We start from the raw sequence: 24,368 nt of genomic DNA on the forward strand, positions 1-24,368 counted from the left end.
GTTGCGCCAGTGAATCCTGTACGACCTGTAAATCCAGTTCTACCCGTTGCACCTGTTGGACCTCTAGGGCCTGAGGTTAATAAAGAGGATAAATCTACAGATCCACCGTCTTCAAGGCTTAAAATATTTGTAACAGGATTAAAGGATAGTTGTTGATTGTCGCTGCTATTGCATAAACTACTCCAGCTGTTATTATTATATTGAAAAACACAGTTGTCATCTACATTATAGATTAAAGCTCCATTTAGAGGAGTAATAGCATTCATTTGAGTAGTAGTAACTCTAGTAAGTACGAATGTTTTATCAATGCTTTCTAATTCAAGAACAGAAAAAGGATGTATTTGATTGGGATCGTCACCAATCTTAACCTGTGCTTGCGTATACAAAAAAGATAAAAATAAGAATAGAAGTGGTAATTTTATCTTCATATTTATGTTTTGTTTTGGGGTAAAACTTATTGTAATTATGGTATAACTATAACATTTAGTTTAGTTTAAAAAACTATTTGTTGAGTATAACAAGATAAATATAAAATGTTAAAGTGTTAAAACATAATTATCTTAACAAAGATATAACAATTTCGATAAAAAACAATTTTTAACGACAAAAGACGATTTTCTTTAAAATATTTTTCACATTAAAAAAAAATAACTTTTCTTTTTTTAATGTGAAAAATATAAATACATTTGCATCAGTAAAAGCGGGAGTAGCTCAGTTGGTAGAGCGTCAGCCTTCCAAGCTGAATGTCGCCAGTTCGAACCTGGTCTCCCGCTCTAAAAGAGGTCTTATTTTAATAAATAAGACCTCTTTTTTTATAATTGCTGTTTTTTTTCTATTTACATAAGGGATTAACTTGTAATATGTATATTCGTTATTATCCATTATTTAAAAATAGGTTTTGATAAAATTTAATTAAAAATGAATAGTAGAAATTTTACGAATATTATAAGATATTTCATGGATGAATGGTTGCCTCCTGCAATTAGAGATTCTAAGTTTTTTATGTATCTTTTTTATTACTATGCTTATAGAGGAAAAGATATTAAAACAATAATGAATCTGAAATCTGTTATTTTTAAATGGACGGATAAAGAATTTTCAGATTTTTATTCGAATAGGAATACGCGATTTTCTAATAGTAGAGTAACGGATATGTCTAGCCAATGTATTAATTATGTCTTTGATAATATTGTATGTGATAACCATACTCTTTTAGATGTGGGTTGCGGTAACGGATTTTTACTTGATTATGCTACTAAAAAAGGTTTTAAAACAACAGGGTGTGATATTATAGATGGAAAAAGTTTTGAACATAGCGATTACTATCAGGCTAATATTGAAAATTTACCTTTTAAAGATGATTCTTTTGATGTTGTTATGGCTACACATACCTTGGAACATGTATTGGATTTCGAAAAAGCAGTAAAAGAATTAAAGCGTATAACAAAACACAAATTATGTGTTGTGGTTCCTTGTCAAAGAGCATATTATTATACTTTGGATGAACATGTAAGATTCTTTCCTTATAAATGGATGTTGGAACAAGAAATGAAAATGAAATTTTATACTTGTGAAAAAATTCATGGAGATTTAGTTTTTATTGGGGATATGGAAAGAGAGAAACAAGATGTAAAGTTATCTGAATAATATTAGAGTGGTGTTTAATTTTATTTGTTTTCTATTTTGAAACGATTTAGTTTTTTGATAAAATTTTTAGGAATTATTCTTTTGTGTCTTTTACTTTATAAAGTTGGATGGAGAGAAACTATTGATTCAATAAAAAAAACTCCTCTTATTTATCTAGTTATATCACTTTTTGCTTTTTGGATAGCGTTTTACTTAAAAAGCCTTAGGTGGAAGATTGTATCTAATTCTTATGGAATCCCTTTAAAAGGAAGTCAAGCATTTAAAGTGTTTTTTATTGGGATTTTTCTAGCTAATATTACTCCTGGTAAATTAGGAGATTTTGGCAGGTTGTTTTATATTAAAGATCAAATACCTAATCCAAAAATTGGATGGTCTAGTCTTATAATGGATCGTGTTTTTGATTTAATTTGTTTGCTCTTTTTTAGTGTTATAGCTCTTTTTTATTATCAGTTAAACTTTGATATTATAAAATGGAATGATAATTATTGGTCTTTAGGTATATGGGTTGCTGTTTTGATATTTGGAATTCTTCTTTTTGTTTTACTTCGCAAGAAAATTAAAAAAATAGTAATTCCTTGGTGGGAGGTTTTTAATTCTCATAATCTTAAAACAGGGAGTTTTTGGATAGCCATTGTGCTTACTACTCTTAGTGTGATATTAATTTATGGGGTTTTTAATTATTTAGCATGGGGAATGAATATACCTATTAATCATATAGGGTTATTTCTTGGTACTTTTGTGTTAGGTGTATTGACCTTATTACCGATTACAATTCTAGGTATAGGAGTTAGAGAAACATCGTTAGTGGTTATTTTTCAGATGTATGACCTTCCTTCTCAAGACGCAATAGCTTTATCTTTGATTGTTTTTTTATTGCAAATCATTTCTTTTGTTCCTGGAGCAATATGGTTCTATCTTTCTCCTATTGACCTTAATCAGTTAAAAAATTTAAAATAATGAAAAGAGATATTAATTTATTTGGATAATCTTTCATTGTCTTGTATATCCATCCACATTGCAAAAAGAAAGGATTGAAATCCTGAAATAGTAAGGAAGATGAATATGATTAAATAATCTGTAGGTGTTTTAGAATCTGGATTAATGAAATTAACTACTAATTGGTAAAAGAAATATATGTTTATTGTTGCTATGATAAATGAAGTCCAATATAAAAGGTATAATGGATGAAAACTCCTATATAAGTATTTTGTTTGTAAGCGTTTAAAAAAGGAGCGAATAAGTAGAAGAAGAATGGGTAAAGATACTTTTATTATATTTAATTTGGATTTTTCTCCTACACCATATATGGGTTTAATCTTTACTTCTCGAATAGTGCAAAAAGCTATATTAAGTTTTACTAATAAATCATTAGGCATACCATATCTCTTGTATATATCATAAAGAGGAACAGAGTTTAGAGCATTATTTGATATTGCGGTATATCCACTTTGTGTGTCTGAAACTCCCCAATAGCCGGATGCAATTTTAGTAAGTATACTTAATATAGAGTTTCCTAAAAATCGAACTCTGGGAATTATAACCCATGCGCTTTTGTGGATTAATCTATTTCCTTTTACATAGTCTATTCCTTCTTGTATTACGGGGTTACATATAGATTCTAGTTCATCTGGATCCATTTGACCATCACCTGCCATTACTGCTGTACAATCAATATCATGATCTTTACACCATTTGTAACCAGTAGCGATAGCTGCACCAACACCTCCATTAACTAAATGCTTAATGACTATTGTTTTTTCATTTTCTGGGTTTGTATTAAGAATTTCAATTGGAGTAAATTTTTTGATTTCATCAATACTTTTTTGTTTCACTTCTATATCTGCACGATTGTATAGGTTAGGAACAATTTCTTTTGTAATATTAGATGTTATAGAAAGAGGAGAGTTATTTTCTTTAAGATTCTTCATAACAACACCAGCAGTGTCGTCTATAGATGCATCGTCAACAATAATTATTCTGTCAACAAAATCTGGCATACTATCCAAAACTATTTTTATTTGTTTAGCTTCGTTATAACAGGGGACTACTACTGCTATTGTTTTATTGTTAAGCATTTGGGGTTGGTCTTTTAGTTATTAATATTGTCTTTTGCCCATTTTAGATTATTTTTGGCTAACTGAAAATCAGGGTTGATTTTAATAGCTTTTTCACAGGCTTCTGCACCACGTTTCCATTCTTTTAATTGATTATAAGCAGCACACATATTGTTATATGCATCAGCATTATTTGGATCTAATTTCAGTAATTCTTCACAAGCAGCAATAGACATTTTAAATTTTTTGTTTTTATAATATGTAAAACTGAGGTCTAAGTACAAATCTGGAGACGGGTTTTTTTTAATCAAATCTGTTAGTTCTTCTATTTCTTCTTCTGCGGTTTTTAAATTACCAGAAATAAGATTCAGTAACTCTTTGGATTTTGTGTGATTTGGACTTTTTTGAATAGCTTTTTTCAAATAGATTTCAGCTTCACTGAATTTTTGCCGATCTATTAAATATCTTGCGTAATAAAACTCTGGTGCTGGGGATAATGAGTTTAATGATAAAGCAGCTTTAAAATGCTCAACTGCTTTTGTATGATTGTTCATTCCGTCATTAAGGATAGCAAGGTTGATATATAAAGTGTAATAATTAGGAGTATACTCAAGAGCTCTGTTAAAATATTCGAGAGCAACCTCATAATTTCCTTTTGCCATATGGGTTAAACCATAATTCATAAGACCTCTTCCGTTTTTAGGGCTTTTAACAACGACATCTAGCCATAAGGAATCTGAAGAGTTCCATACTTTATTTCTTTGAACTGTTCCAAAAGAATATGCACTGATGATAATGATGAATAGTGTTGCTATTTTTAAAGAGTTTTTGCTTTTTTGTAGAAGGTTGTATTTTTCCAGAATAACTAAAATTCCCCAAGGAACGGCAATAAAAAGGCCTACAAAAGGAAAAAACATTCTATGATCATTTGCAATTTGAAATAACGGATTTAATGTAGTTGGTAATAGGGCTATGAAAAACCATGCAATTCCAAATGCTATTGGTCTCGTTTTTTTTATAAGAGCAGTTTTGAACATTATAAAAAGTAATCCTATTATAATGAGAAACCCAAATAGTATTCTAATATCATACCAAGGTTTGATAATTGCTATGTCTGGATCAGCACTTAGATTTATAGGTAGTATAAAATTACCCAAGTAATGTATAATAACATAAAATTGCGTACTAATGTATTCAAATTTTGTTACCAAAAAATTAGTAGAATCTGTGGATTTAGGAGTTAAGTAATATTGATTGAATAAAAAAAGCATAACTGCAATAATTCCTGCGGGGAATACTTTTTTAAATATTTTGATTATTTTGAACTTTGTATCTTTTTTAAAATCAGTAATTAAATCATATTCTTCAAAAAGAAGAACGTATATGAAAAGAATAGGAAAAAACATTACTCCAGTTTGTTTTGTCCAAATTCCTATTATCATTGTAGGTATATAAAGGTACCATTTTCTACCAAAAGGATGGATGTATAATATTAAAGAAACTACTATACATAGAGTCGAAAAGGAATCTGATCTGGCGCATATATAATTAATGGTTTCTGCATTAGTAGTATGGAGAGCAAACCATGCTGTTGCAAAAAGAGCAGTGGTGCCGATTAATTTATTTTTTGAGTCAGATTGTATGTAAATGTGTTTTGATAAATGAAAAAATAGTATTATTAAAACTAAAAACCAGAAAAAAATGTGATAGTGAAAATATTTTGGATTTAATCCTCCTGCAAAATAATAGTCTATTGCATTTTGAAAAGTAACCATTGGGCGATATGCTCTATTTGAAGGAAGAGAACTAAAAGTGTCTGCATTAGTAAAAAAATCTGTCCAATTTTTTAAACTTCTTATAGATTCATTTTCAGAAATAGTATGGGTGTCATCGAAGAAAAAAGGATTATCAAAGTGATTGAGATAAACCAATAGAGTAACAAAAAGTATTGTTGCTAAAATTATGAATTCAATTCTTCTTGGGGTGAAATTTTTAAACATTTGCTATTTATAATTTTTTGCACTTTAACAAAAGTAAATTATCTTAAGAAATAATATATACCTTCTAAAAAATATTACAATCCTTTTTAATAAAAAGAAGAGTTGGGATTAAATATAGTAGTTTTAAGTTGTCTTTGTATTTTTAAAATATAATTTTTTGCTTGTTTTATAAAGGACGAAACTAATTTAGTGATTTTTAAATAATGTAATAGCAAAAAATATTTTATAAACTATTACGATCGTTAGAGTAAACAAAAAAATGAATTATATTATATTTGAGAATCTCTTTGTCTAAAAGTGGTAAAATTATTTTTCCTAAAAAACAACTTTTATGTAAAGGTTGTTATGTTGTAGAGGTTTTTTAATTCATTTTAAAATTATTTAATGATTTTAAGTTTTTATGGATTATATAATATTCTACAATGCTTTTACTAATAAAAGGTTGTTTTAAAGATGAAAAAAACACATATTTCGATAATAGTTTCTTTGTTTAATGAAGTAGATGGAGTAGATCATTTTTGGGGTTTATTAAAAGAAATATTACTTAAAGAAAACGGCTTTTTTTTTGAAGTCATATGGGTCAATGATGGAAGCACTGATGGGACACAAGTATTAATTGATAAAATCAGAGAAAAAGATTTTGTAGAGAATATAAAGCACGTTTCTATAGAGTTTTCTAAAAATTTCGGACATGAATCTGCTATGATTGCAGGGATAGATAATTCTACTGGTGATGCCGTTATATGTATAGATTCTGATGGGCAACATCCTCCTAAAGAAATCCCTAAAATGATTAAAGCTTATGTAGATGGTTTTGATATTGTTTTGATGCAGCGAGTATCCCGTAATGATAATGGCTATTTTAAAAAGAAATTTTCTAAGCTTTTTTATAAGATTATAAATTTTTTATCCACCATTCGTTTTGAAGAAAACTCAACAGATTTTTTCTTAATTTCAAGGCAAATAAAACAAGTTTTAGGGGACAATTTTAGAGATCAAAATAGATTTATAAGAGGTTTTATTCAATCTTTAGGATTTTCAAAAAAGACTCTTTTGTTTAATGCTCCTTCCAGGCAATATGGGGAGAGTAGTTACTCTTACCTAAGTCTTGTAAAACTTGCCTTTAATGCCATTTTTTCATTTTCTAATAAGCCTTTAAGAATAAGTATATTTTTATCTGTATTTTTTGTTCTGTTTACAATAGGTATGATAATATATACTTTTTATACTTACTTTTATATATCAAAAGGACCTTCAGGATACACAACTATAATTATTTTTATGTCAGCATCTTTTTCTATTTTATTTATAACATTATCGGTTTTATCTCTCTATTTTGAAAAGCTTATACAAGAAATGCGTAGACGACCTATCTATATAATAAAACAAAAAAACGATTAAGATGAGGCAGTTTATTGAGGCTATGAATCGTTATGAGTTATTTTTAAAAAGTAAAAAAGGACTACTAGTTATTTTACTTTCTGTATTGTTTTTTAATACATTTTTATATGTTAAAACAGAGTATAAGAAAATTCCAGAAATTCAAGCTCGTAAAGATGCTGCTGGATTTTCTCATGATAAAGCATATCGATTTGCGTATTTTTTTTATTATCTGGGTCATTATCCTTTAGCTACATTAAATACCAATTTAGAGTACTCTAAAAAAGGAGCGGAAAAAGAAATAGATCAAAGAGGAGAAGATTTAATAATGGAGTATATGCATTGGTCCAGGCTAGGAGAGTCTGCGAGGGTTTTTGCATATATGCCTAATGCTTACATGAAAGGTTCTCCAGAAAACCCTTCCATTAAATTATTTAATAGTATTATATTTACAATTAGTCTTTTTACATTGTTTTTTGGGTTTTGGAAGGTAAGAAAACCACTATTTGGGTTTTTATTATTATTATTAATCAATTGTACTCCCTTTTTTATTTATGAGGTGTATTGTCATGAAAACATCTTCGGATTATTAGCTTCATGCTTTTTTATAATATTAGGGCTTAATATACCACTGTTATTTTCTAGAGTTAATTCTTTTAAATATGGGGTTTTGGCTATTTTTTCAGGGCTTTTAATAGGTTTTTTTAGTGAGTTTAGGAATGAAATTTCAGTAGTTATTGTTTCATTACTGTTACTTTATACATTAGCAACAAAAATTAAAATAAGAACAAAAATCATTTTTATTTTTATTGCTATTTTCTTTTTTAATGCAAGTAAGACCGTTATTAGAGATTACTTTAGTTTAAAATTTGAAAAAACAATGCATCTTGTTGGTAATAATAATGGCCATATTTATAACGGACCAAGGTTAAGTGGCCATAATTTATGGCATCCCATCTTTTGTGGATTAGGAGATTTTGATACCAAATATGGGTATGAATGGTATGATGTTATAGCGTATCAATATGCAATTCCGATTTTGAAAAAAGACTATGGAATGCAAATTAACTATTCTGGAAAATATATAACAGATGATTATTATGATACGTCTAAATTATATTATAAAAAACCAGAAGAACTTTCAAACTACGAAAAAGTTATTAAAGATAAAGTAATCGGTGATATAAAAAATGATCCATTGTGGTTTGTTACTATTGTAATAAAAAGAATATTTAAGACATTAACAACAACAATACCAGTTCCTTATTTAGGTTGGTTGTTGATACCTTTGCTATACTTTTTGTTCAAAAGAAAGAGGTGGAATTTTATTAGTCTTATTGTAATTTCTCTTCCTTTGTCAGCTACCTCAATTCTTATTCATTCAGGCAAAGGAACCACGTATAATTCGCTTTTCCTGTATTTTGTCTTAGTAATTATTTTTGGACTGATTTATGAATATTATAATAATAATTTAAAAGAGTCAAATAGTTCTAAATAGAATATTATATTTATTATTCAGTTTTAAAAAATAGAAAGACCTGTTAAAGTAGTTAACTGTTCTAAGGAATACATTCCTAATTCAGAGTTTCCTTTAGGATTTAAAGGAGGGCTCCATACAGTAACGGTGTATTGTCCAGGATATAAAGCTACAATTCCTCCGCCAACTCCACTTTTTCCAGGGAGTCCAACTCTAAAGCCAAACTCACCAGCCTCATCATAAAAACCACAAGTTAGCATAATAGCATTGATACGTTTTACTTTTCTTGAAGGTATTATTTGTTCTTGATTGTATAATAATTTGCCTCCATTGGCGTATACCATAAATGCTTTGGATAACTCTTCACAAGACATTTCTATAGAACATAAATGAATGTATAGGTCTAAAACAATATCAATATCATTTTTAATATTACCAAAAGATTTCATTAAGTTTAATAAAGACATATTACGGTAACTATGTTTTTTTTCAGAGTCAAAAACTTTACGGTTTATTGCTATATTTTTATTATCTGCAAGTTTTTGTATAAAATCAAGAAGATCATTTTTAGGATTTTCTAATTTAGAGACTAAAACATCACACACAACCAAAGCACCAGCATTGATAAAGGGATTTCTAGGGATTCCACTCTCATATTCTAATTGTACTAAAGAATTAAAAGGATCTCCAGATGGCTCTACATCTACTCTTTCAAATAATTCATCTCCTAACAGTAACATTGCTTTAGTAAGGGCAAAAACTTTAGATATACTTTGTATAGAAAACTTCTCTGTGTTATCTCCAAAATGGTAATGCCCAGAATTAATACAGTGTAAATGCATCCCGAATTTAGTAGCTTTTATTGTTTCTAATTCAGGAATGTAAGAAGCCACTTTTCCTGTATACTGTATAGAAGAAAGTTGATTTTGTATAGAGGTGATTATCTTTTGATAATTCATATAAGAACTTTTAATTTAGTTCAGATAAAGAACTATTAGTTTGTAATTCATAAGGAGCTTTGTTCTTTTCAAAAATCCTAGCAGTTAGATTTCCTCTAAGTACAATATCGTCTTTATAAACTCTTAACCAACTTCCCTCTCTTAACCCTACTACAGGTTGTGAATTTAAATTGTGAAACTCTTTAATACGTGTTTCTCTTGTTTCACCTTTATGTGTTGATGTAGGATCAGGATCTAAATAGTGTGGATTTATATTAAAAGGAACTATGCCTAATGTTTTAAAATTAGGAGGATATACAATTGGCATATCATTTGTTGTTTTCATGTTTAAACCGCAAATGTTACTTCCCGCACTTGTGCCTAGATATGGAACTCCAGAATTTATCAGTTCTTTTAGAGACTCTATGATACCATTTCTGTATAGCTGATCTACTAATAGGAATGTATTTCCTCCTCCAGTATAAATTCCTTTAGCTTTTTTTAAAGCTTCGATAGGGTCAGAAAACATGTGGATACTAACTATTTTTTTGTTTATTTTTTTAAAAATATTATTAATTCCTAGGGTATATTCATCATGTGATATTCCTCCTGGACGAGCATAAGGAATAAAAAGTATTTCTTCAACATCAGAATATAAATCTAGTAAAGCTTCTTGTAGATAGGCTAAAGGCTCACTTCCGTGAACAGTGGATGTACTTGCAATTATACAGTTTTTCATGTAATTTTTTTATAAAGGTAGTTTAACGTTTTCTTTTATTGAAATCTTCTGTGAAAATAAAAAAATGTAGTATATTAAAGAATAAATTTAACCTCGTTTGTTATGAAATTGAAATTATCTATTATTTTTATTTGTTTTATATGCATTGCGGTATCAGCCCAGATTACCTCAAGAGTTTTGGTTAACGGAAAAGTTAGTGTACCCATAGGAGATGATGCCGAAGGAGTAGTGGTCTATAATCGTAGTACTAATAAAGGAACAATTACAAATGCTAATGGGTTATTCGTAATTAGTGCAGGGATTAATGATCGAATTGAAGTGGTTGCGATGCAATACCAACACTTTATAGTGCTGGTAGATAAAGGAATAGTAGATAATAAAAGGTTGCATATTTTTCTTAAAGAATCCGTAAATCAATTAGACGAAGTAGTAGTTACCCCTTATGATTTGTTAGGTAATATAACTGTAGATGTCAAGAAAATAGGATATAATAAAAGTGGAATAGGAGAGGTTGCAGAAGAAACATCTTCAAGAATTAATGATGCGGATTATGATTTTATCCCAGACAATTTATCGGATATTAATAGTAAGGATTTTTCGAAATTTTCAGAAGAAGGATTGATTAATGGGTTGAATTTTGTTAATCTTTTTAGATTAGTATACAACACTAAAAGTAACGCTAAGACAGAAAAGAATCCTAAAGATATAGATGTTAAGGTTAGAAATATGTATAACGATCAGTTTTTTAAAGACTATTTAGCATTAGATATCGATCAGATAAATGATTTTATTTTTTTTGCTGAAGATAATGGATTGAATGCAGAATATTTTAAACCTGGTAAAGAATTAGATTTGTTACAGTTTTTAGCATATCAAAGTAAAGTATATCAAAAAAAGTAATCTCTCTCCTCCTTTTATGTAGTTCTATGTAATTTTATAAAAAATATATCGTCTTTGGAAATAAAATAGACTATCCTTTGTGAGATAAGAAAGGTTATTTTTACAAAATTTTTATGACAAAATTTTTATTATTTATTTTTATACTATTATCATTATCTGTTTACGGGCAATCCGAAATTTTGAAAGGAAAGATTATAGCAGATTCTCTTCAAGGTTATGCTATTAATATCGTAAATTTTACAAAAAAAACAGGAACAACAAATGATGAAAATGGTTTTTTTGAAATACCAGCAAACCCAGGGGATTCCATTGTTTTTTCATCTGTACAATATCAGATACGTTCTATTATAGTTCACAAAAATCAATTTTTAGAAAACGGATTTACAGTTGTTCTAACACCAGTAATACAGCAGTTAGACCAAGTAAAAGTAAGTAATGTAGAGTTGTCAGGGTATTTAGATGCGGATTTGAAAACATTAGATTTAAGCCCTTTTGTAGATAACCAAATATTAGGACTCCCATTTAGTGATAAACCACAACCAACACTAGCACAAAGAAGAATTTATACAGCAAGATCTGGGATATTAGACCTGCCTATTAATTACTTAAACGGTAAACTGAAAAAGCTAAAAAAAATAAAAGCTATAGACGATTTGAACAAGATAGTTCAAAAAGGAGAAACAACATTCGATCCCTCTTTTTTTATAAACGAACTAAAATTGCCAGAAAATTTAATACCTGATTTTATGTATTATTGCGCAAAAGACGATTATTTTAAAAACCGTATAGAAAATTCGAACAAACTTACGCTAGTAGAATTTTTTCAAAAAAAAGTAATTTCTTACAAAAAGCATAAAGAGTTAGATTAGTTACTTTTTATTATGATTTAAAGTTTGATTTATAAAAAAAAAGCTTTGAAAAATCATATAGGCAACATAATTGGATATAGTTTGTCTTTAATAATAAATTTTAACAACCATAAATTGCAGAAAAAATACTTAACTATAATTTTTTATTTCTTCTCTCTTACGGTTTTCTGCCAAAGAAAGATGATAAAAGGGATAGTAGAAAATGATAGTTCAGAAGGAGTTCATATAATTAATAAAACAGCCAATCTATTTACTATTACAGATAAAGAAGGAGTGTTCTTTATAGAAGCAACTATTGGAGATGTATTCGTTATTTCATCTGTTCAATACGATTTAAAGGTTATTGTAGTAAATAAAAATATATATGACAATAAAGAATTTAATTTTACGCTAAAAGAAAACCTCAATGAATTAGATGAAGTAATTGTAGGGGTACAACTATCAGGTAATTTGAATGCAGATATTAAAGATATAAAGACAGAAGAATTGTTTAGTCCTGAAGATGTTGGAATACCTGTTTATGAGGGAATTCAGATGGAGGAAATTATACCTATGCATAAAGCTATTATGTTTTATAGTTTGGGATTTCGACTAGATATTGATGCAACTTATAAAAACCTATCTGGATATTATAAAACCTTAAAAAAAACAAGAGGATTAGATAAAGAAAATAATAGTTTAGAGATTATCCAGAATTTTTATGGAAAACAATTTTTATCCTCAGTATACAACCTTCCCAAAGAGAAAATATATGATTTTTTATTATTATGTATTCAGACGAGTGCCATTCAATATGAATTTAGTAAAGAAAATCACAATGTTGTATTAAAAATATTCTCGGATAAACGAAAAGAATTTATAGTGAAAAAACAATGAGTATATTTATGGAAATAATTAAATTTCAATAGTACAGGAACAGATTTTAACTCTTTATTTCTAATGATTCGAAGTTTGGCATAATTTTTTGAATCATAATCTTAAAATTAATTACTTTTAGCCTTTTACAAGTTTTAAAGAATGAAATAAGCACTTTTTTTGTGTAATTTTCATCTATTTAGTAAGATTTGATATATGCGTAAAAATATAATGCCTTTTATTTTTGTAATGCTTATTACATTGAGCTCCTTTACTACTTTGCATAAGTTTTATGTAAGTGTAACACAAGTAGAGTACAATAAAGAGCAACAAACTCTACAAATAATATCCAGAATTTTTATAGACGATATCGAAGATCTTTTAAAAGAAAGGTATAGTTTATCTATAGATTTTGATGAAAAAGAGAAAAACTCAGTAATAGATAAATACTTAACCACTTATCTTAATCAAAAGCTGGTTTTTATGGTAAATGGTAAAAAAGCAAATTTTGTTTTTATCGGTAAAGAATATGAAGAAGATCTTATGATTTGCTATTTAGAAATAGAAAATGTTTCCTCCTTAAAAACCATAGAAATCACAAATGAAGTTTTGATGGATCTTTTTGAAGAACAACAAAATATTATACATGTAAAAAAAGAAAATCAGCGTAAAAGCCTTATCCTTGAGAAGGAAAACAATATAGGGTTGTTAAAATTTAGTAAATAAATTATTAAGCTTTTAAAAAACAACTACTTTGCAAATTCGTAACATTTAACTCAAAATTATTATAATGAAAAAAATACTTTTAGTCCTTTCAGTGACTTTTTTGATATCAGGTATTTTACATGCTCAAAATCAAGAAGAGGCTAAAAAAGTTCGAGAATTAGGACACACTAATCAGAACAAGTTTAAACAAATGTATGATGAGTTTGCGACTCCAAATATGTTTAGAACAGCCTCAGGAGCTCCTGGTCCAGCATATTATCAGCAACAAGCAGATTATAAGATGGATGTCGAATTAGATGACAAAAATAAAAAACTTACAGGAAAAGAAACCATAACATATACCAATAACTCCCCTGATAATTTAGAATTTCTTTGGGTGCAATTAGATCAAAATATGCGAGCAAAGGATTCTAAAACACCATTGATAGATGGAGGAGGGGTAGAACCAGCTACTACGACAGACAGTTTTCTAACAAAATATCTAGCAGAGCCATTTGATGGAGGTTTTAATATAACTGCGGTAAAGGATAGTAATGGAAAACCACTTAAGCATACTATTAATAGAACTATGATGCGTGTAGAAATGCCTCAGGATCTAAAATCTGGCGAAAAGTTTGTGTTTTCTATCGACTGGTGGTATAATATTAATGATCATGTTAATGGTAGAGGTAGATCTGGGTACGAAGAATTTGAAGATGGAAACAGGGCATATGTTATTGCTCAATTTTACCCTCGTATGGCTGTATATAATGATGTGGAAGGATGGCAAAATCATCAATTTTGGGGTAGAGGAGAGTTTGCATTACCATTTGGTGACTTTGAGGTAAATATAACAGTTCCAGCAGATCATATACTAGATGGAACAGGAGAGCTAGTAAATAGAAAAGACGTATTTACAAATGATATGATGAGCCGTTATGAAAAAGCAAAAAAATCATATGATACTCCAGTCGTTATTGTAACCCAACAAGAAGCAGTAGCAAAAGAAAAAACATTTGCAGAAACCAAAAAAACTTGGAAATTAAAAGCCAAAAATGTTAGAGATTTTGGTTTTGCAACTTCTCGGAGATTTATATGGGATATGATGGCTGTAAAAATAGGAGGTAAAAATATAATGGCTGTATCTATGTACCCTAAAGAAGGAAATCCTTTATGGGAAGACTGGTCAACAAAAGTAGTAGCGAGTACTTTAAAATCTTATAGTAGAATGACTTTTGATTATCCATATCACAAAGCTATTTCGGTACACGCAAAAAATCAAGGAATGGAATATCCTATGATTTGTTGGAATTATGGAAGACCAGATACCGACGGAACATATAGTGACCGTGTAAAATATGGAATGATGAGTGTTATTATACATGAAGTTGGACATAATTTCTTTCCAATGATTGTTAATAGCGATGAACGTCAATGGACTTGGATGGATGAAGGCCTTAACACTTTTGTACAATACGTGGCAGAACAAGATTTTGGAGAATGGTATCCAAAAGCACTAGGAAGCGATAAAAAATACCCTTCAAGACGAGGTCCTGCAGCCAAAATTGTACCTTACATGGGCGGAGATCAAAGCTTTTTATCACCAATAATGTCTCAATCTAATAATATTCATCAGTTTGGACCAAATGCCTATGCTAAACCAGCTACTGGATTAAATATTTTAAGAGAAACGATCATGGGTAGAGATCTTTTTGATTACTCTTTTAGAACGTACTCTCAAAGATGGATGTTTAAACACCCGACACCAGAGGATTTCTTTAGAACTATGGAGGATGCTTCTGCGGTAGATTTAGATTGGTTCTGGAGAGGATGGTTCTACACTACAGATTATACAGATATCGGGATAAAAGATGTTAAGAAATATGTGGTTTCTAAAGTCCCTACGCTAAAAGCACAAAAATTTGCAGCATCTGATAGAAGTTTAAGATTTGCTAATTTTTCTGATTTAGTTTTTATGGTTGAAGAAGGAAGTGATGATTATAATAGAATTAAAGCAAATGGAGGTGTTATTGAAGATGCTACATCATTAAAAGAATACTTAATGGATAATTTTTCTCCTGAAGAACGTAAAAATCTAAAACAACCAAAGTTTTTCTATGAAATTACTTTTGAAAAACCAGGAGGATTAGTAATGCCGTTAATAGTAGAATATGTTTATGAAGATGGAACTACAGAAACAATAACCTATCCTGCAGAGATTTGGAGAAAGAATAATGAAGAAATTAAAAGGGCAATTGCATCTGAAAAAACAATAACTAAAATTATAGTAGACCCAAAACAAGAAACAGCAGACATTGATTTGTCTAATAATAGTTGGCCTAAACAAAATAAATTAGGAAAGTTCGAACAATTTAAAAATAAAGTAAAAGGACAATAAAGCATTGTTCTTATTAAGATAAAAAAGCCATCTCGAAAAACTTTGAGATGGCTTTTTTCTGCGTAATATTAATTATATTTGTACCATTATGACAGTACTACCTTTATTTATTAGTGGAACCGAAATAGCTTTTATTGTTTTTATATTAGTAATGGTATTTGGTGCAGATAAAATTCCTGAAATAGCAAGAGGATTAGGTAAAGGAATGCGTATAATTAAAGATGCTACAAACGATATTAAAACTGAGATCACCAATAGTGCAGAAAAGCATGGTATTGATACTAATCTCCCTTCCTCTATTACTTCAGATATAAAAAAAGAAATAGATCAGGTTAAAGAAGATATCGATAAAGTTACTGGACCTATTAAACGTCAACGTTAATTTTTTGAGAATCTCATTTTTTAATCAATTTTCCTTTTAACAAAAAAATAGTTCAAAAAAAAATATTTTTTTTTGAACTATTTTTTTGTTTTAAAGTAGCAGGATTATACCTCCCACCAATGCTGAGTTTTGACATTTTTTGATATAATAATTTAGTCTTATGCAAGCATAATATTTGATTTTTTACTGATTATATGATAGTGTTATTGTAAAATGTTTATATATAATTTGATATATTAGCTGTCAGATCATAAAAATGATAATTATTCGTTATTTTTCGAATTTTTTATTTTTTTGATTTTCACACAAAAAACTCATAAAACCTATTTTAAAATGAAAAAAATTATTATTCTTGCTTTGGGGCTAACTCTTGTATTTTCCTGCTCTAAAGAAAACCTTAATGAAACCGAAGAGTCTGGAGTTCAATTTTCTGAAACTCAAAAACTACTTTCTATATCTGAAATAAATAGATATATTGAAACTGAATTAAAACAAAACAATGATGTGGACTGGACAAAAGCACCCGCAGTTGTTTTGTGGAGTGCTGTAATGCACGGCGGAAAAGTTTTAAGTGTAGGATATGGAGAGAAAGGAGAAAGTTTTTCTACACAAAAAACTTCTAGTTTAAATAACGCTAAAGAAAATATATACAGAATCATACAGTCTGTGGAAGGAGCAAGTAAATCAAATTCACTTGTGTCTGAAGATGAGGTTCTTAATGTTATTGAAGTACAGATAAATAGTTTAAAAACAATTGTAGAATTACAAAAAGCATCTAAAATAAGATATTTGGATCCAGTAGGCTATGGATCTTATCTTGAAGAAGACACTTCTAATCAACAAAAATCTGCAGGATGTAGTCAAAATAATCAGACTATTAACAGTGGAGATTATAGAGTAATATCTCCTAACGCGAGATTGCCTTGGAATTTTGATATACATAAAGTGCCACAAGCATGGAATTATAGTACAGGAACAGGAATTACTGTAGGCTTAATAGATACAGGGATTTCTGCAAGCCAGAATTTGTTAGGTAATGGTTTTAATGATGGAGACTCTAATGGAAGAACAGTAGAGCGTTTTGGAACTTATACCAGTTCGCCAAATGACCAATGTGGTCATGGTACTTCTATGGCAGGAGCAATAGCATCACCTCGTAATGATGATTTTATGCCTGTTGGAGTAGCGTATAACTGTAATTTAGTAGCTTATAGAGGGACTGAAGATGTTGTGTTAAATAGCTATGATGAGCGTAAAGGTGTTAGTGATGCTCTAAAAGCATTAGGAAATAGAGCAGATGTTAAAATCATCTCTATGTCTATTGGATATCCTTGGTCTATTGGTATTGTAAAGGATGCAGTACGATACGCTCATGGAAAAGGTAAATTGGTAATTGCAGCAGGAGGAACTTCAACTTCATTTACTAATTGGTATGGAGTTATTTTTCCAGCTAACATGTCTGAAACAGTAGCTGTTACAGGAATAAAAGATAACGGGTATAATGAATGTGATATTTGTCATTATGGAGCAAAAATAGATTTTACTATTGTAATGGAAAAAGCACAAAGTGATAAACATGTACCCGTAATAGGATTTAATACAGGAACACAATCTTATGTAGGAGGGTCTTCTGTTGCAACAGCAACTGTTGCAGGAATAGCAGCTTTGGTATGGGCACGTAACCCAAGTATGACAAGGGCTCAAGTGTTAGACAAATTAAAAAAGTCAGGAGAGTTTTATCCTAATCGTAATAGCAAATTTGGTTATGGTAATATCAATGCATTAAAAGCAGTACAATAAAATAAAAAAAAACATATAAGAAATTGAAAGTGGAGATTCGGATATATGATCTCCACTTTTGTTTCTTTTTAGAACTATAACACCCGACTAATAGTTAATCCATCTCGAATAGGAAGTACTACAGTTTCTATTCTTTTATCTTCTATTAAAAGTTTGTTGTATTCTAAAAGTGCTTTTGTAGAAATATCTTCTTCTTCTACAGGTTCAATTACTTTACCATTCCACAATACATTGTCTGATAAAATAACAGCTCCAGAGTTCATTTTATCGATGACTAGATCAAAATAAAGCGGATAATTAGGTTTGTCAGCATCTATAAATACTAAATCAAATTTTAAGTCTAGATTAGGAATAATTTTAGAGGCGTCCCCAATATGTTGATAGATTTGTTTTCCATGATCAGAAAGGTCAAAATATTTTCTTTGAAAACTTTCTAACTCTTCATTAATATCAATAGTATGTAATTCTCCATTTTTTTGTAACCCCTCTGCCAAGCATAATGCTGAATATCCTGTATATGTACCGATTTCAAGAATGTTTTTTGGGTGTATAAGTTTTGATAAAATACTCAAAACCCGACCTTGATAGTGTCCACTAAGCATACGGGGTTGTAAAATTTTTTGATTTGTTTCCCGATTAAGCTGTTGTAGTAGGTTAGGCTCTTTTTCGCTATGATTAACTACATATTCATCGAGTTTTTCTGGAATAAAATGCATGGCTAAGTTTTGTTATAAAGTTTTTTTTTGAATGATTTTTTTAATTTCTAATAGAGGTTCTTTTTTTAAGATTATATTTTTTTATTAAGATGATTATTTCACCTTTACTTTACCAAGGATTTTATCTGTCAAATCTTGTTTGGCATCTTGGTTATCTCCAAATAACCAACGCAAAACATTGTCTTCCCATATATCATCATATTCTTTTTCATTTATTATTTTGCGATCCAGTGCCAAATCTAAAATTTTACCAGGGTAAGAGGATTGAGGTAAGCTTTCCATTTCGCCTAAAGGATATGGATCATCTAGTCCCATGATAACTTGTTTGCTTCCTTGTCGATCCACAGTTAGTTTTAACGAATCTGTATCGTGTACAAGAGTATCAAAATATATGTTCGGATGCCCTACAGCTTTTCTTGGGTGGTGCTTTCCTTCAAATAAATCAGGTCTTCCGTCAAAACCTTGTATGCGTCGACCAAGGTTCATTTGTGCTAACTGTCCCCCATGTGCAAAGCATGTTCTTATATTTGGATATCGGCTTTGCATTCCGTTAAGAGTATAAAAATGATAAGCATCGCCACATTGTGCTAGCATCCATACCAAATGAAAACGCCAAGAGACATTTTCTAATTTAATCATTTTATCCCCATCATATGGATGTACTTCTATTGCCAATTTGTATTTATCAGCTAGTTCAAAAATGGGATCGTTTTCTTCGTCAAAAATACATCGCCACTGCCCAATTGAATCCATAAAATGAGTTGGTAAGCATAATACACGCATCCCTAATTTTTCCACACAACGCTCCATCTCCCAAAGTGCTCCATTTATAAATCCAGGATGTACCACAAAACCGCAAGTAAATTTATCTGGGTGATCTTGTTGTATACGAGCATTAAAATCATTCTGAAATCGTAAAGCATGTTTCATTTCTTCCAGGCGTAAACCATTGCCATATAATTGTGAAAGATTTAAAACAACAGCATGATCGATTTTAAAGTGCTCCATCCATTCTAGTTTGTCGTCTAAGAAAAAACTAGAATGTGTTACAGGACGTTTCCATCCTTTTTGTAACATATATTTGCGTTCATCATCTACCCAAAAAATCTCTTTATCCTTCATGAATTTAGGAATCTCTTCTGGATATGGTAGTAGATGTGAGTGACCGTTTATTCGAAGTTTTCTTTTCATGGGTATGTTTGTTTTTCTATGGTCGATAAATACAATTAATATTAAATAGTATTCTCTAGTACTTTGGTGTTTGTTATGTTCTTTATTGTAATTTTTATGTCTGTAATAAATAGCGTAAACAATTATTTTTTGCTAGGAGCTTCCATTATTGTTCCACAATTAGGACAAGTACATTTTTTTTTGTCATTATAATATTTGTCAAAAATAATTGGCATGTCTGTTTCTATATTATCTAATGCAAATTCTTCTCTATACAATTGGGTGTTACAGTTTTCACAATACCATTCCAGAGCATCCAGCATTTTTTCCTGACGCGGGTATTCGATAACCAATCCCACCGTATTAGCCCCTCTTTGAGGGGAATGCGGAACCTTAGGAGGTAATAAATAGATATCTCCTTCATTAATGTGTACATCTTTTGGCTCTCCTTTATCCATTATTTTTAAAATCATATCTCCTTCGATCTGATAAAAAAACTCTGGAGTTTCATTATAATGATAGTCTTTTCGATTGTTTGGTCCACCAACTACCATTACTATAAAATCACCATCTTTCCATACACATTTATTACCTACAGGTGGTTTTAATAGATGACGATGCTCATCTATCCAGGCTTTAAAGTTTAGTGGCGAAACTAGATTACTCATATGCTTGTTTTGATTTAGATGTATTATTTTTTTCTTGCTTGTAAAGCGTATTCTGTATTAAATTTAATTATTTTAATCCTTATTTAGTAATAACAAATAGTTAACTATAAGGATTTTGTTCTTCCTCCATCCACTGGTAGATTTATACCATTGATGTAAGATGCTGCCTGTGATGCTAAAAATGCTACAGCATTAGCTATCTCTTCTGGTTTAGCAAATCGTTTTGCAGGCACTTCATTTTTCATAGCATTAGAAACTTCTTCTATAGTTTTTCCAGTTTTTTCTGCCTTGTTGTTAATGATTTCATTTAGCCTTTCTGTTGCTGTTGCCCCAGGCAATACATTATTTACAGTAATTCCAAATGCAGCTAATTCATTAGATAGTGTTTTCGACCAGTTTGCTACTGCACCACGTATAGTATTGGATACACCTAACCCGTTTAAAGGTTGTTTTACAGAAGTAGAAATTATATTAATTATTCTTCCAAATCCTTCTTTTTTCATTCCAGGAACTACAGCTTGCACTAAGACATGATTGCTTTTTAAATGTTGAGTAAAAGCACTTTCAAATTCTTCTAAAGAGGCATCAAATACTGGTCCTGCTGCTGGTCCTCCGGTATTATTTACCAAGATGTGAAATGTTTTATTTGTTTTAGAAATGTTTTGTTGTAAGTTCTCTGGGTTTTGGAAATCTGCAACAATATAATGGTGCAGTTGCCCTTTATCTGTAGCTAATTCTTTTAAGGTTTTTTTTAGCTTATCTTCATTTCTTGCTACTAAGGTAATATTAGCTCCTAGCTCTGCTAATTGTTTAGCTGAAGCTTTTCCTATACCTTGTGTACTACCGCAAACTAGTGCGTTTTTATGAGTTAAATCTAGATGCATTATAGATGTTTCTAAAGTTTATATTTTGTTTTTAATATTGTATACAAATGTTTTTAGGTTCTGTAAAAAATCGTAGTGCTTCAAAACCACCTTCTCTACCAATACCAGAGTCTTTTATGCCACCAAAAGGGGTGCGTAAATCACGCATCATCCAGGTGTTTATCCAAACGATACCAGATTGTATGCGTTTAGATAATAGCATACTTCGATTTAGATTATTTGTCCAGATAGTACATGATAATCCATAACGAACGTTATTTGCCAGAGATAAAGCTTCATCGTCGGTGTCAAAAGGCATAATAGTAACTACTGGTCCAAAAATCTCTTCTTGCGTTACTCTGCAATTTGGATCAGTAACTTCTATAATCGTTGGTTGTAAGTAATACCCATTTTTATGATTTTCTACTGTAACATAATCACCACCACAAAGTATTGTACCGCCTTCTTCTTTTGCAATATCAATATAGGATTTAACTTTTTCCAGATGTGCTTTAGAAACGAGTGCTCCTATGTTGGTTTCTTTATCTAGTGGAGATCCTATTTTAAGATTTCTTGTTTTTGCAATAAAATCGGTTTTGAATCTCTCGTATATAGGTCTTTCTACATATATTCTCGAACTACACAAGCATATTTGTCCTTGATTAGAAAAGGAGGATTTTAGAGTGGTTTCTAGCATTTTGTCATAATCGCAATCTGCAAAAATAAGATTGGGGTTCTTGCCTCCTAATTCTAAAGATAATTTTTTAAACATAGGAGCAGCTGTTCTGGCAATATGTGCTCCGGTAGCTGTTCCTCCTGTAAAAGAAATTGCTTTGATTTTAGGGTGTTCTACGATAGCTTGTCCTGTTGTTTTACCTAATCCATGTACTATATTTAGAACCCCTTTTGGTAACCCAGCTTTATTGCAAATATCTCCTAAAAGATATGCTGTCATTGGGGTTATTTCACTAGGTTTTGCTACTACGGTATTTCCTGCGGCAAGAGCAGGGGCAATTTTCCATGTAAAAAGATATAAAGGTAAATTCCAAGGGGAGATACACCCTACCACTCCTATAGGTTGGCGTAAGGTAAAATTGAATGCGTTTTGCCCAACGCTCTCATGTGCTTCGCTGGCAAATTGAGTAATCGCATTAGCGAAAAACTGAAAATTAGAAGATGCTCTGGGTATATCCACACTAGTAGATAAGCTTAAAGGTTTGCCATTATCCATAGTTTCAGCTTTGGCAAGGAGCTCTAAGCTTTCTGTTAGTAAAGAAGCTATTTTTGTCAAAATAGCACTACGTTGTTGTAAAGTTGTCTCGGACCAATCTAAAAAAGCTTTTTCTGCGGCTTCATAGGCAGTTTGTACATCTTCAGCAGATGAATTGGGTATTAAACTATATATCTCACCAGTAGAAGGGTTATAATTATCTATCCATTGATTTTGTATAGGATTTTTAAATTCGCCATTAATATAGTTCAATATCTTTTCCATTTTTATATATGTCTATTAACTGAAAATATGTTTTAATTCTTCTGCTGTTTGTTTTAAATCTCCTGTATACGTTTTGATTTCATTTTTATTAAATCTTGCAGAAGGGCCAGAAGTACTTATAGCAGCTATAAATTTTCCTTTAGTACTAAAAACAGGAACGGCAACACATACCAGTCCTATTTCATTTTCTTCTAAATCTAAAGCAAAGCCAGTTTTTTTTATATTTTCTATCTCTGTAATCAACTTTTTTTTATCTGTGATTGTATTTTCTGTAATCGTTTCCAGTTGAATATTTTCGATATTTTTTTTATAATCCTGTTCTGCAAAAGCTAACATGACTTTTCCTAGTCCTGTACAATGTAGGGGTTTTTCTGTTCCAATTTGTGAGTTGATTTGTAAATCATGTCTGCCTACCACTTTGTCTAAAAAATAAACCTTTCGGTTTTTGTAAATAGCAAGGTGAGCAGTTTCTCCTGCACGTTTTACTAACTCCTCCATAAAAGGTCTGGCTTTTGAAATAAAATTTTTATGAATACTTACTTTTTGACTTAATTCAAATAGTTTAAGTCCTAGTCTGTATTTTTCGTTTTCTGGGTTTTGTTGTATTACATTTAACGTTTCCATAGTGGCTAACATCCTGTATACTGCACTTTTATTAGTGCCTATTTTTTTTGCAATTTCAGTAACTCCAAGTTCTATCGTATCCGTAGAAAAGCAATCTAAAATTTTGAAAGCTTTTTCAATAGATGTGTTTAGGATTTTTTTGTTATTGGTGTTGTTCATATATATGTATTGTAACACCTTCAAGGTTTCAAAAACCTTGAAGGTGTTAGGTTTTCAAAACCTTGAAGGTGTTACATATGCAACCACTTTAATTTCGATTAATAAGTGTGGGTGAGGTAATTGATGTACGGCCACAGTGGTTCTGGTGGGGCCTTCATAATCAAAGTATTTTGCATATACTTCATTGTATCCTCCAAAATCATTCATATTGACCAAAAAGGAAGTTACATCTACAATATCTTTTAGAGTAGCACCTTCTTCTTTCAGAATATCATTAATATTTTCTAAAACAGCTTTTGTTTGTGCTTTGATATCCAGATTTGTGGTTCCAAATTCATCTACTTCTACACCTTCAAAAGTGTTATCTGGTCTTCTAGAGCTTGTGCCAGATACATATATAAAATCTCCTACTCGTTTTACATGAGGGAATTTTCCTCTTGGAGTAGCTTTGCCTTGTATTAATTTTCCTTTATTCATACTTTATTAGTATAGAGTTTTGAGATATTAGGATTAAGAAGGTATGATCGTG

The 24,368-nt window shown here is 30.2% G+C and carries 23 protein-coding genes and 1 tRNA gene; 12 read left to right on the forward strand and 12 right to left on the reverse strand.

Annotated features, from left to right (window positions below; translation table 11 throughout):
* The coding region (locus tag H527_RS22430; protein WP_035088550.1) for a hypothetical protein at window positions 1-428 on the reverse strand (428 nt) is incomplete at its 3' end.
* A 272-nt stretch (window positions 429-700) separates the two neighbouring features.
* Between H527_RS22430 and H527_RS0116475 the strand changes: the two genes are divergently transcribed.
* The 3 genes from H527_RS0116475 (at window position 701) to H527_RS0116485 (ending at window position 2,604) form a co-directional block, all read left to right on the forward strand.
* Window positions 701-773 (forward strand) — tRNA-Gly (locus H527_RS0116475).
* A gap of 145 nt (window positions 774-918) precedes the next feature.
* Window positions 919-1,647 (forward strand): class I SAM-dependent methyltransferase, encoded by a 729-nt coding sequence (locus H527_RS0116480; RefSeq protein ID WP_211235742.1) that lies wholly within the window; start codon window positions 919-921, stop codon window positions 1,645-1,647.
* 54 nt (window positions 1,648-1,701) lie between these two features.
* Entirely contained in the window at window positions 1,702-2,604 is a 903-nt protein-coding gene (locus tag H527_RS0116485) for a lysylphosphatidylglycerol synthase transmembrane domain-containing protein (RefSeq protein ID WP_027413711.1), read from the forward strand.
* A gap of 17 nt (window positions 2,605-2,621) precedes the next feature.
* On the opposite strand, the gene H527_RS0116490 is transcribed toward H527_RS0116485, so the two are convergent.
* Window positions 2,622-3,722, reverse strand: coding sequence for a glycosyltransferase family 2 protein (locus H527_RS0116490; protein ID WP_027413712.1), 1,101 nt, complete (start codon window positions 3,720-3,722; stop codon window positions 2,622-2,624).
* A gap of 14 nt (window positions 3,723-3,736) precedes the next feature.
* Window positions 3,737-5,701, reverse strand: coding sequence for a tetratricopeptide repeat protein (locus H527_RS0116495; protein ID WP_027413713.1), 1,965 nt, complete (start codon window positions 5,699-5,701; stop codon window positions 3,737-3,739).
* Between the two features lie 453 nt (window positions 5,702-6,154).
* On the opposite strand from H527_RS0116495, the gene H527_RS0116500 reads away from it, so the two are divergent.
* Window positions 6,155-7,102, forward strand: a complete 948-nt coding sequence (locus H527_RS0116500; RefSeq protein WP_027413714.1) for a glycosyltransferase family 2 protein — start codon at window positions 6,155-6,157, stop codon at window positions 7,100-7,102.
* A gap of 1 nt (window position 7,103) precedes the next feature.
* Window positions 7,104-8,579, forward strand: a complete 1,476-nt coding sequence (locus H527_RS0116505) for a hypothetical protein (RefSeq protein WP_035088554.1) — start codon at window positions 7,104-7,106, stop codon at window positions 8,577-8,579.
* A 23-nt stretch (window positions 8,580-8,602) separates the two neighbouring features.
* On the opposite strand, the gene H527_RS0116510 is transcribed toward H527_RS0116505, so the two are convergent.
* Together H527_RS0116510 and pepE are read right to left on the reverse strand one after the other, a co-directional pair.
* Window positions 8,603-9,517: a glutaminase gene (locus H527_RS0116510; RefSeq protein WP_027413716.1), complete on the reverse strand. Its 915-nt coding sequence runs from the start codon at window positions 9,515-9,517 to the stop codon at window positions 8,603-8,605.
* A gap of 10 nt (window positions 9,518-9,527) precedes the next feature.
* Window positions 9,528-10,235, reverse strand: a complete 708-nt coding sequence (pepE, locus tag H527_RS0116515) for a dipeptidase PepE (RefSeq protein WP_027413717.1) — start codon at window positions 10,233-10,235, stop codon at window positions 9,528-9,530.
* A 102-nt stretch (window positions 10,236-10,337) separates the two neighbouring features.
* On the opposite strand from pepE, the gene H527_RS0116520 reads away from it, so the two are divergent.
* The 7 genes from H527_RS0116520 (at window position 10,338) to H527_RS0116550 (ending at window position 18,144) form a co-directional block, all read left to right on the forward strand.
* On the forward strand, window positions 10,338-11,135 hold the full coding sequence (locus H527_RS0116520) for a carboxypeptidase-like regulatory domain-containing protein (protein WP_051316833.1): 798 nt from the start codon (window positions 10,338-10,340) through the stop codon (window positions 11,133-11,135).
* A 113-nt stretch (window positions 11,136-11,248) separates the two neighbouring features.
* Window positions 11,249-12,004, forward strand: a complete 756-nt coding sequence (locus H527_RS0116525) for a peptidase associated/transthyretin-like domain-containing protein (protein WP_027413719.1) — start codon at window positions 11,249-11,251, stop codon at window positions 12,002-12,004.
* A 180-nt stretch (window positions 12,005-12,184) separates the two neighbouring features.
* Window positions 12,185-12,880, forward strand: coding sequence for a peptidase associated/transthyretin-like domain-containing protein (locus H527_RS0116530; protein WP_027413720.1), 696 nt, complete (start codon window positions 12,185-12,187; stop codon window positions 12,878-12,880).
* A 195-nt stretch (window positions 12,881-13,075) separates the two neighbouring features.
* Window positions 13,076-13,585, forward strand: coding sequence for a DUF6702 family protein (locus tag H527_RS0116535; protein WP_027413721.1), 510 nt, complete (start codon window positions 13,076-13,078; stop codon window positions 13,583-13,585).
* Between the two features lie 64 nt (window positions 13,586-13,649).
* On the forward strand, window positions 13,650-15,962 hold the full coding sequence (locus H527_RS0116540; protein WP_027413722.1) for a M1 family metallopeptidase: 2,313 nt from the start codon (window positions 13,650-13,652) through the stop codon (window positions 15,960-15,962).
* 88 nt (window positions 15,963-16,050) lie between these two features.
* A complete protein-coding gene (locus tag H527_RS0116545; protein WP_027413723.1) occupies window positions 16,051-16,344 on the forward strand; it encodes a Sec-independent protein translocase subunit TatA/TatB in 294 nt (97 codons plus the stop codon).
* 333 nt (window positions 16,345-16,677) lie between these two features.
* A complete protein-coding gene (locus H527_RS0116550) occupies window positions 16,678-18,144 on the forward strand; it encodes a S8 family peptidase (RefSeq protein WP_027413724.1) in 1,467 nt (488 codons plus the stop codon).
* 74 nt (window positions 18,145-18,218) lie between these two features.
* Here the strand turns inward: H527_RS0116550 and H527_RS0116555 are convergent, their stop codons facing one another.
* From H527_RS0116555 to H527_RS0116585, 7 genes are all read right to left on the reverse strand, one after another.
* Complete coding sequence (locus H527_RS0116555; protein WP_027413725.1) at window positions 18,219-18,860, reverse strand: O-methyltransferase; 642 nt, start codon at window positions 18,858-18,860, stop codon at window positions 18,219-18,221.
* Window positions 18,861-18,953: 93 nt separating this feature from the next.
* On the reverse strand, window positions 18,954-20,051 hold the full coding sequence (locus H527_RS0116560; protein WP_027413726.1) for an amidohydrolase family protein: 1,098 nt from the start codon (window positions 20,049-20,051) through the stop codon (window positions 18,954-18,956).
* A 122-nt stretch (window positions 20,052-20,173) separates the two neighbouring features.
* On the reverse strand, window positions 20,174-20,698 hold the full coding sequence (locus H527_RS0116565; RefSeq protein WP_027413727.1) for a 3-hydroxyanthranilate 3,4-dioxygenase: 525 nt from the start codon (window positions 20,696-20,698) through the stop codon (window positions 20,174-20,176).
* 104 nt (window positions 20,699-20,802) lie between these two features.
* A complete protein-coding gene (locus tag H527_RS0116570) occupies window positions 20,803-21,582 on the reverse strand; it encodes an SDR family oxidoreductase (protein ID WP_027413728.1) in 780 nt (259 codons plus the stop codon).
* Between the two features lie 31 nt (window positions 21,583-21,613).
* Window positions 21,614-23,056 carry an aldehyde dehydrogenase gene (locus H527_RS0116575; protein WP_027413729.1) on the reverse strand — a complete coding sequence of 481 codons (1,443 nt, stop codon included), beginning with the start codon at window positions 23,054-23,056 and terminating at the stop codon, window positions 21,614-21,616.
* 15 nt (window positions 23,057-23,071) lie between these two features.
* Window positions 23,072-23,839 (reverse strand): IclR family transcriptional regulator, encoded by a 768-nt coding sequence (locus H527_RS0116580; RefSeq protein ID WP_027413730.1) that lies wholly within the window; start codon window positions 23,837-23,839, stop codon window positions 23,072-23,074.
* A gap of 54 nt (window positions 23,840-23,893) precedes the next feature.
* Complete coding sequence (locus H527_RS0116585; protein ID WP_027413731.1) at window positions 23,894-24,316, reverse strand: RidA family protein; 423 nt, start codon at window positions 24,314-24,316, stop codon at window positions 23,894-23,896.
* Window positions 24,317-24,368 lie beyond the last annotated feature (52 nt).

Source organism: Aquimarina muelleri DSM 19832, assembly GCF_000430665.1.
Lineage (GTDB): Bacteria > Bacteroidota > Bacteroidia > Flavobacteriales > Flavobacteriaceae > Aquimarina > Aquimarina muelleri.

Excerpts from the sequence above, each read along its gene's own strand:
- H527_RS0116560 (WP_027413726.1), bottom strand. The coding sequence starts at position 20,051 with ATGAAAAGAAAACTTCGAATAAACGGTCACTCACATCTACTACCATAT.
- H527_RS0116500 (WP_027413714.1), top strand. The coding sequence starts at position 6,155 with ATGAAAAAAACACATATTTCGATAATAGTTTCTTTGTTTAATGAAGTA.
- H527_RS0116585 (WP_027413731.1), bottom strand. The coding sequence starts at position 24,316 with ATGAATAAAGGAAAATTAATACAAGGCAAAGCTACTCCAAGAGGAAAA.
- H527_RS0116540 (WP_027413722.1), top strand. The coding sequence starts at position 13,650 with ATGAAAAAAATACTTTTAGTCCTTTCAGTGACTTTTTTGATATCAGGT.
- H527_RS0116555 (WP_027413725.1), bottom strand. The coding sequence starts at position 18,860 with ATGCATTTTATTCCAGAAAAACTCGATGAATATGTAGTTAATCATAGC.
- H527_RS0116510 (WP_027413716.1), bottom strand. The coding sequence starts at position 9,517 with ATGAATTATCAAAAGATAATCACCTCTATACAAAATCAACTTTCTTCT.
- H527_RS0116575 (WP_027413729.1), bottom strand. The coding sequence starts at position 23,056 with ATGGAAAAGATATTGAACTATATTAATGGCGAATTTAAAAATCCTATA.
- H527_RS0116495 (WP_027413713.1), bottom strand. The coding sequence starts at position 5,701 with ATGTTTAAAAATTTCACCCCAAGAAGAATTGAATTCATAATTTTAGCA.
- H527_RS0116520 (WP_051316833.1), top strand. The coding sequence starts at position 10,338 with ATGAAATTGAAATTATCTATTATTTTTATTTGTTTTATATGCATTGCG.
- H527_RS0116530 (WP_027413720.1), top strand. The coding sequence starts at position 12,185 with ATGATAAAAGGGATAGTAGAAAATGATAGTTCAGAAGGAGTTCATATA.
- H527_RS0116570 (WP_027413728.1), bottom strand. The coding sequence starts at position 21,582 with ATGCATCTAGATTTAACTCATAAAAACGCACTAGTTTGCGGTAGTACA.
- H527_RS0116480 (WP_211235742.1), top strand. The coding sequence starts at position 919 with ATGAATAGTAGAAATTTTACGAATATTATAAGATATTTCATGGATGAA.
- H527_RS0116580 (WP_027413730.1), bottom strand. The coding sequence starts at position 23,839 with ATGAACAACACCAATAACAAAAAAATCCTAAACACATCTATTGAAAAA.
- pepE (WP_027413717.1), bottom strand. The coding sequence starts at position 10,235 with ATGAAAAACTGTATAATTGCAAGTACATCCACTGTTCACGGAAGTGAG.
- H527_RS0116525 (WP_027413719.1), top strand. The coding sequence starts at position 11,249 with ATGACAAAATTTTTATTATTTATTTTTATACTATTATCATTATCTGTT.
- H527_RS0116535 (WP_027413721.1), top strand. The coding sequence starts at position 13,076 with ATGCGTAAAAATATAATGCCTTTTATTTTTGTAATGCTTATTACATTG.
- H527_RS0116545 (WP_027413723.1), top strand. The coding sequence starts at position 16,051 with ATGACAGTACTACCTTTATTTATTAGTGGAACCGAAATAGCTTTTATT.
- H527_RS0116565 (WP_027413727.1), bottom strand. The coding sequence starts at position 20,698 with ATGAGTAATCTAGTTTCGCCACTAAACTTTAAAGCCTGGATAGATGAG.
- H527_RS0116550 (WP_027413724.1), top strand. The coding sequence starts at position 16,678 with ATGAAAAAAATTATTATTCTTGCTTTGGGGCTAACTCTTGTATTTTCC.
- H527_RS0116490 (WP_027413712.1), bottom strand. The coding sequence starts at position 3,722 with ATGCTTAACAATAAAACAATAGCAGTAGTAGTCCCCTGTTATAACGAA.
- H527_RS0116505 (WP_035088554.1), top strand. The coding sequence starts at position 7,104 with ATGAGGCAGTTTATTGAGGCTATGAATCGTTATGAGTTATTTTTAAAA.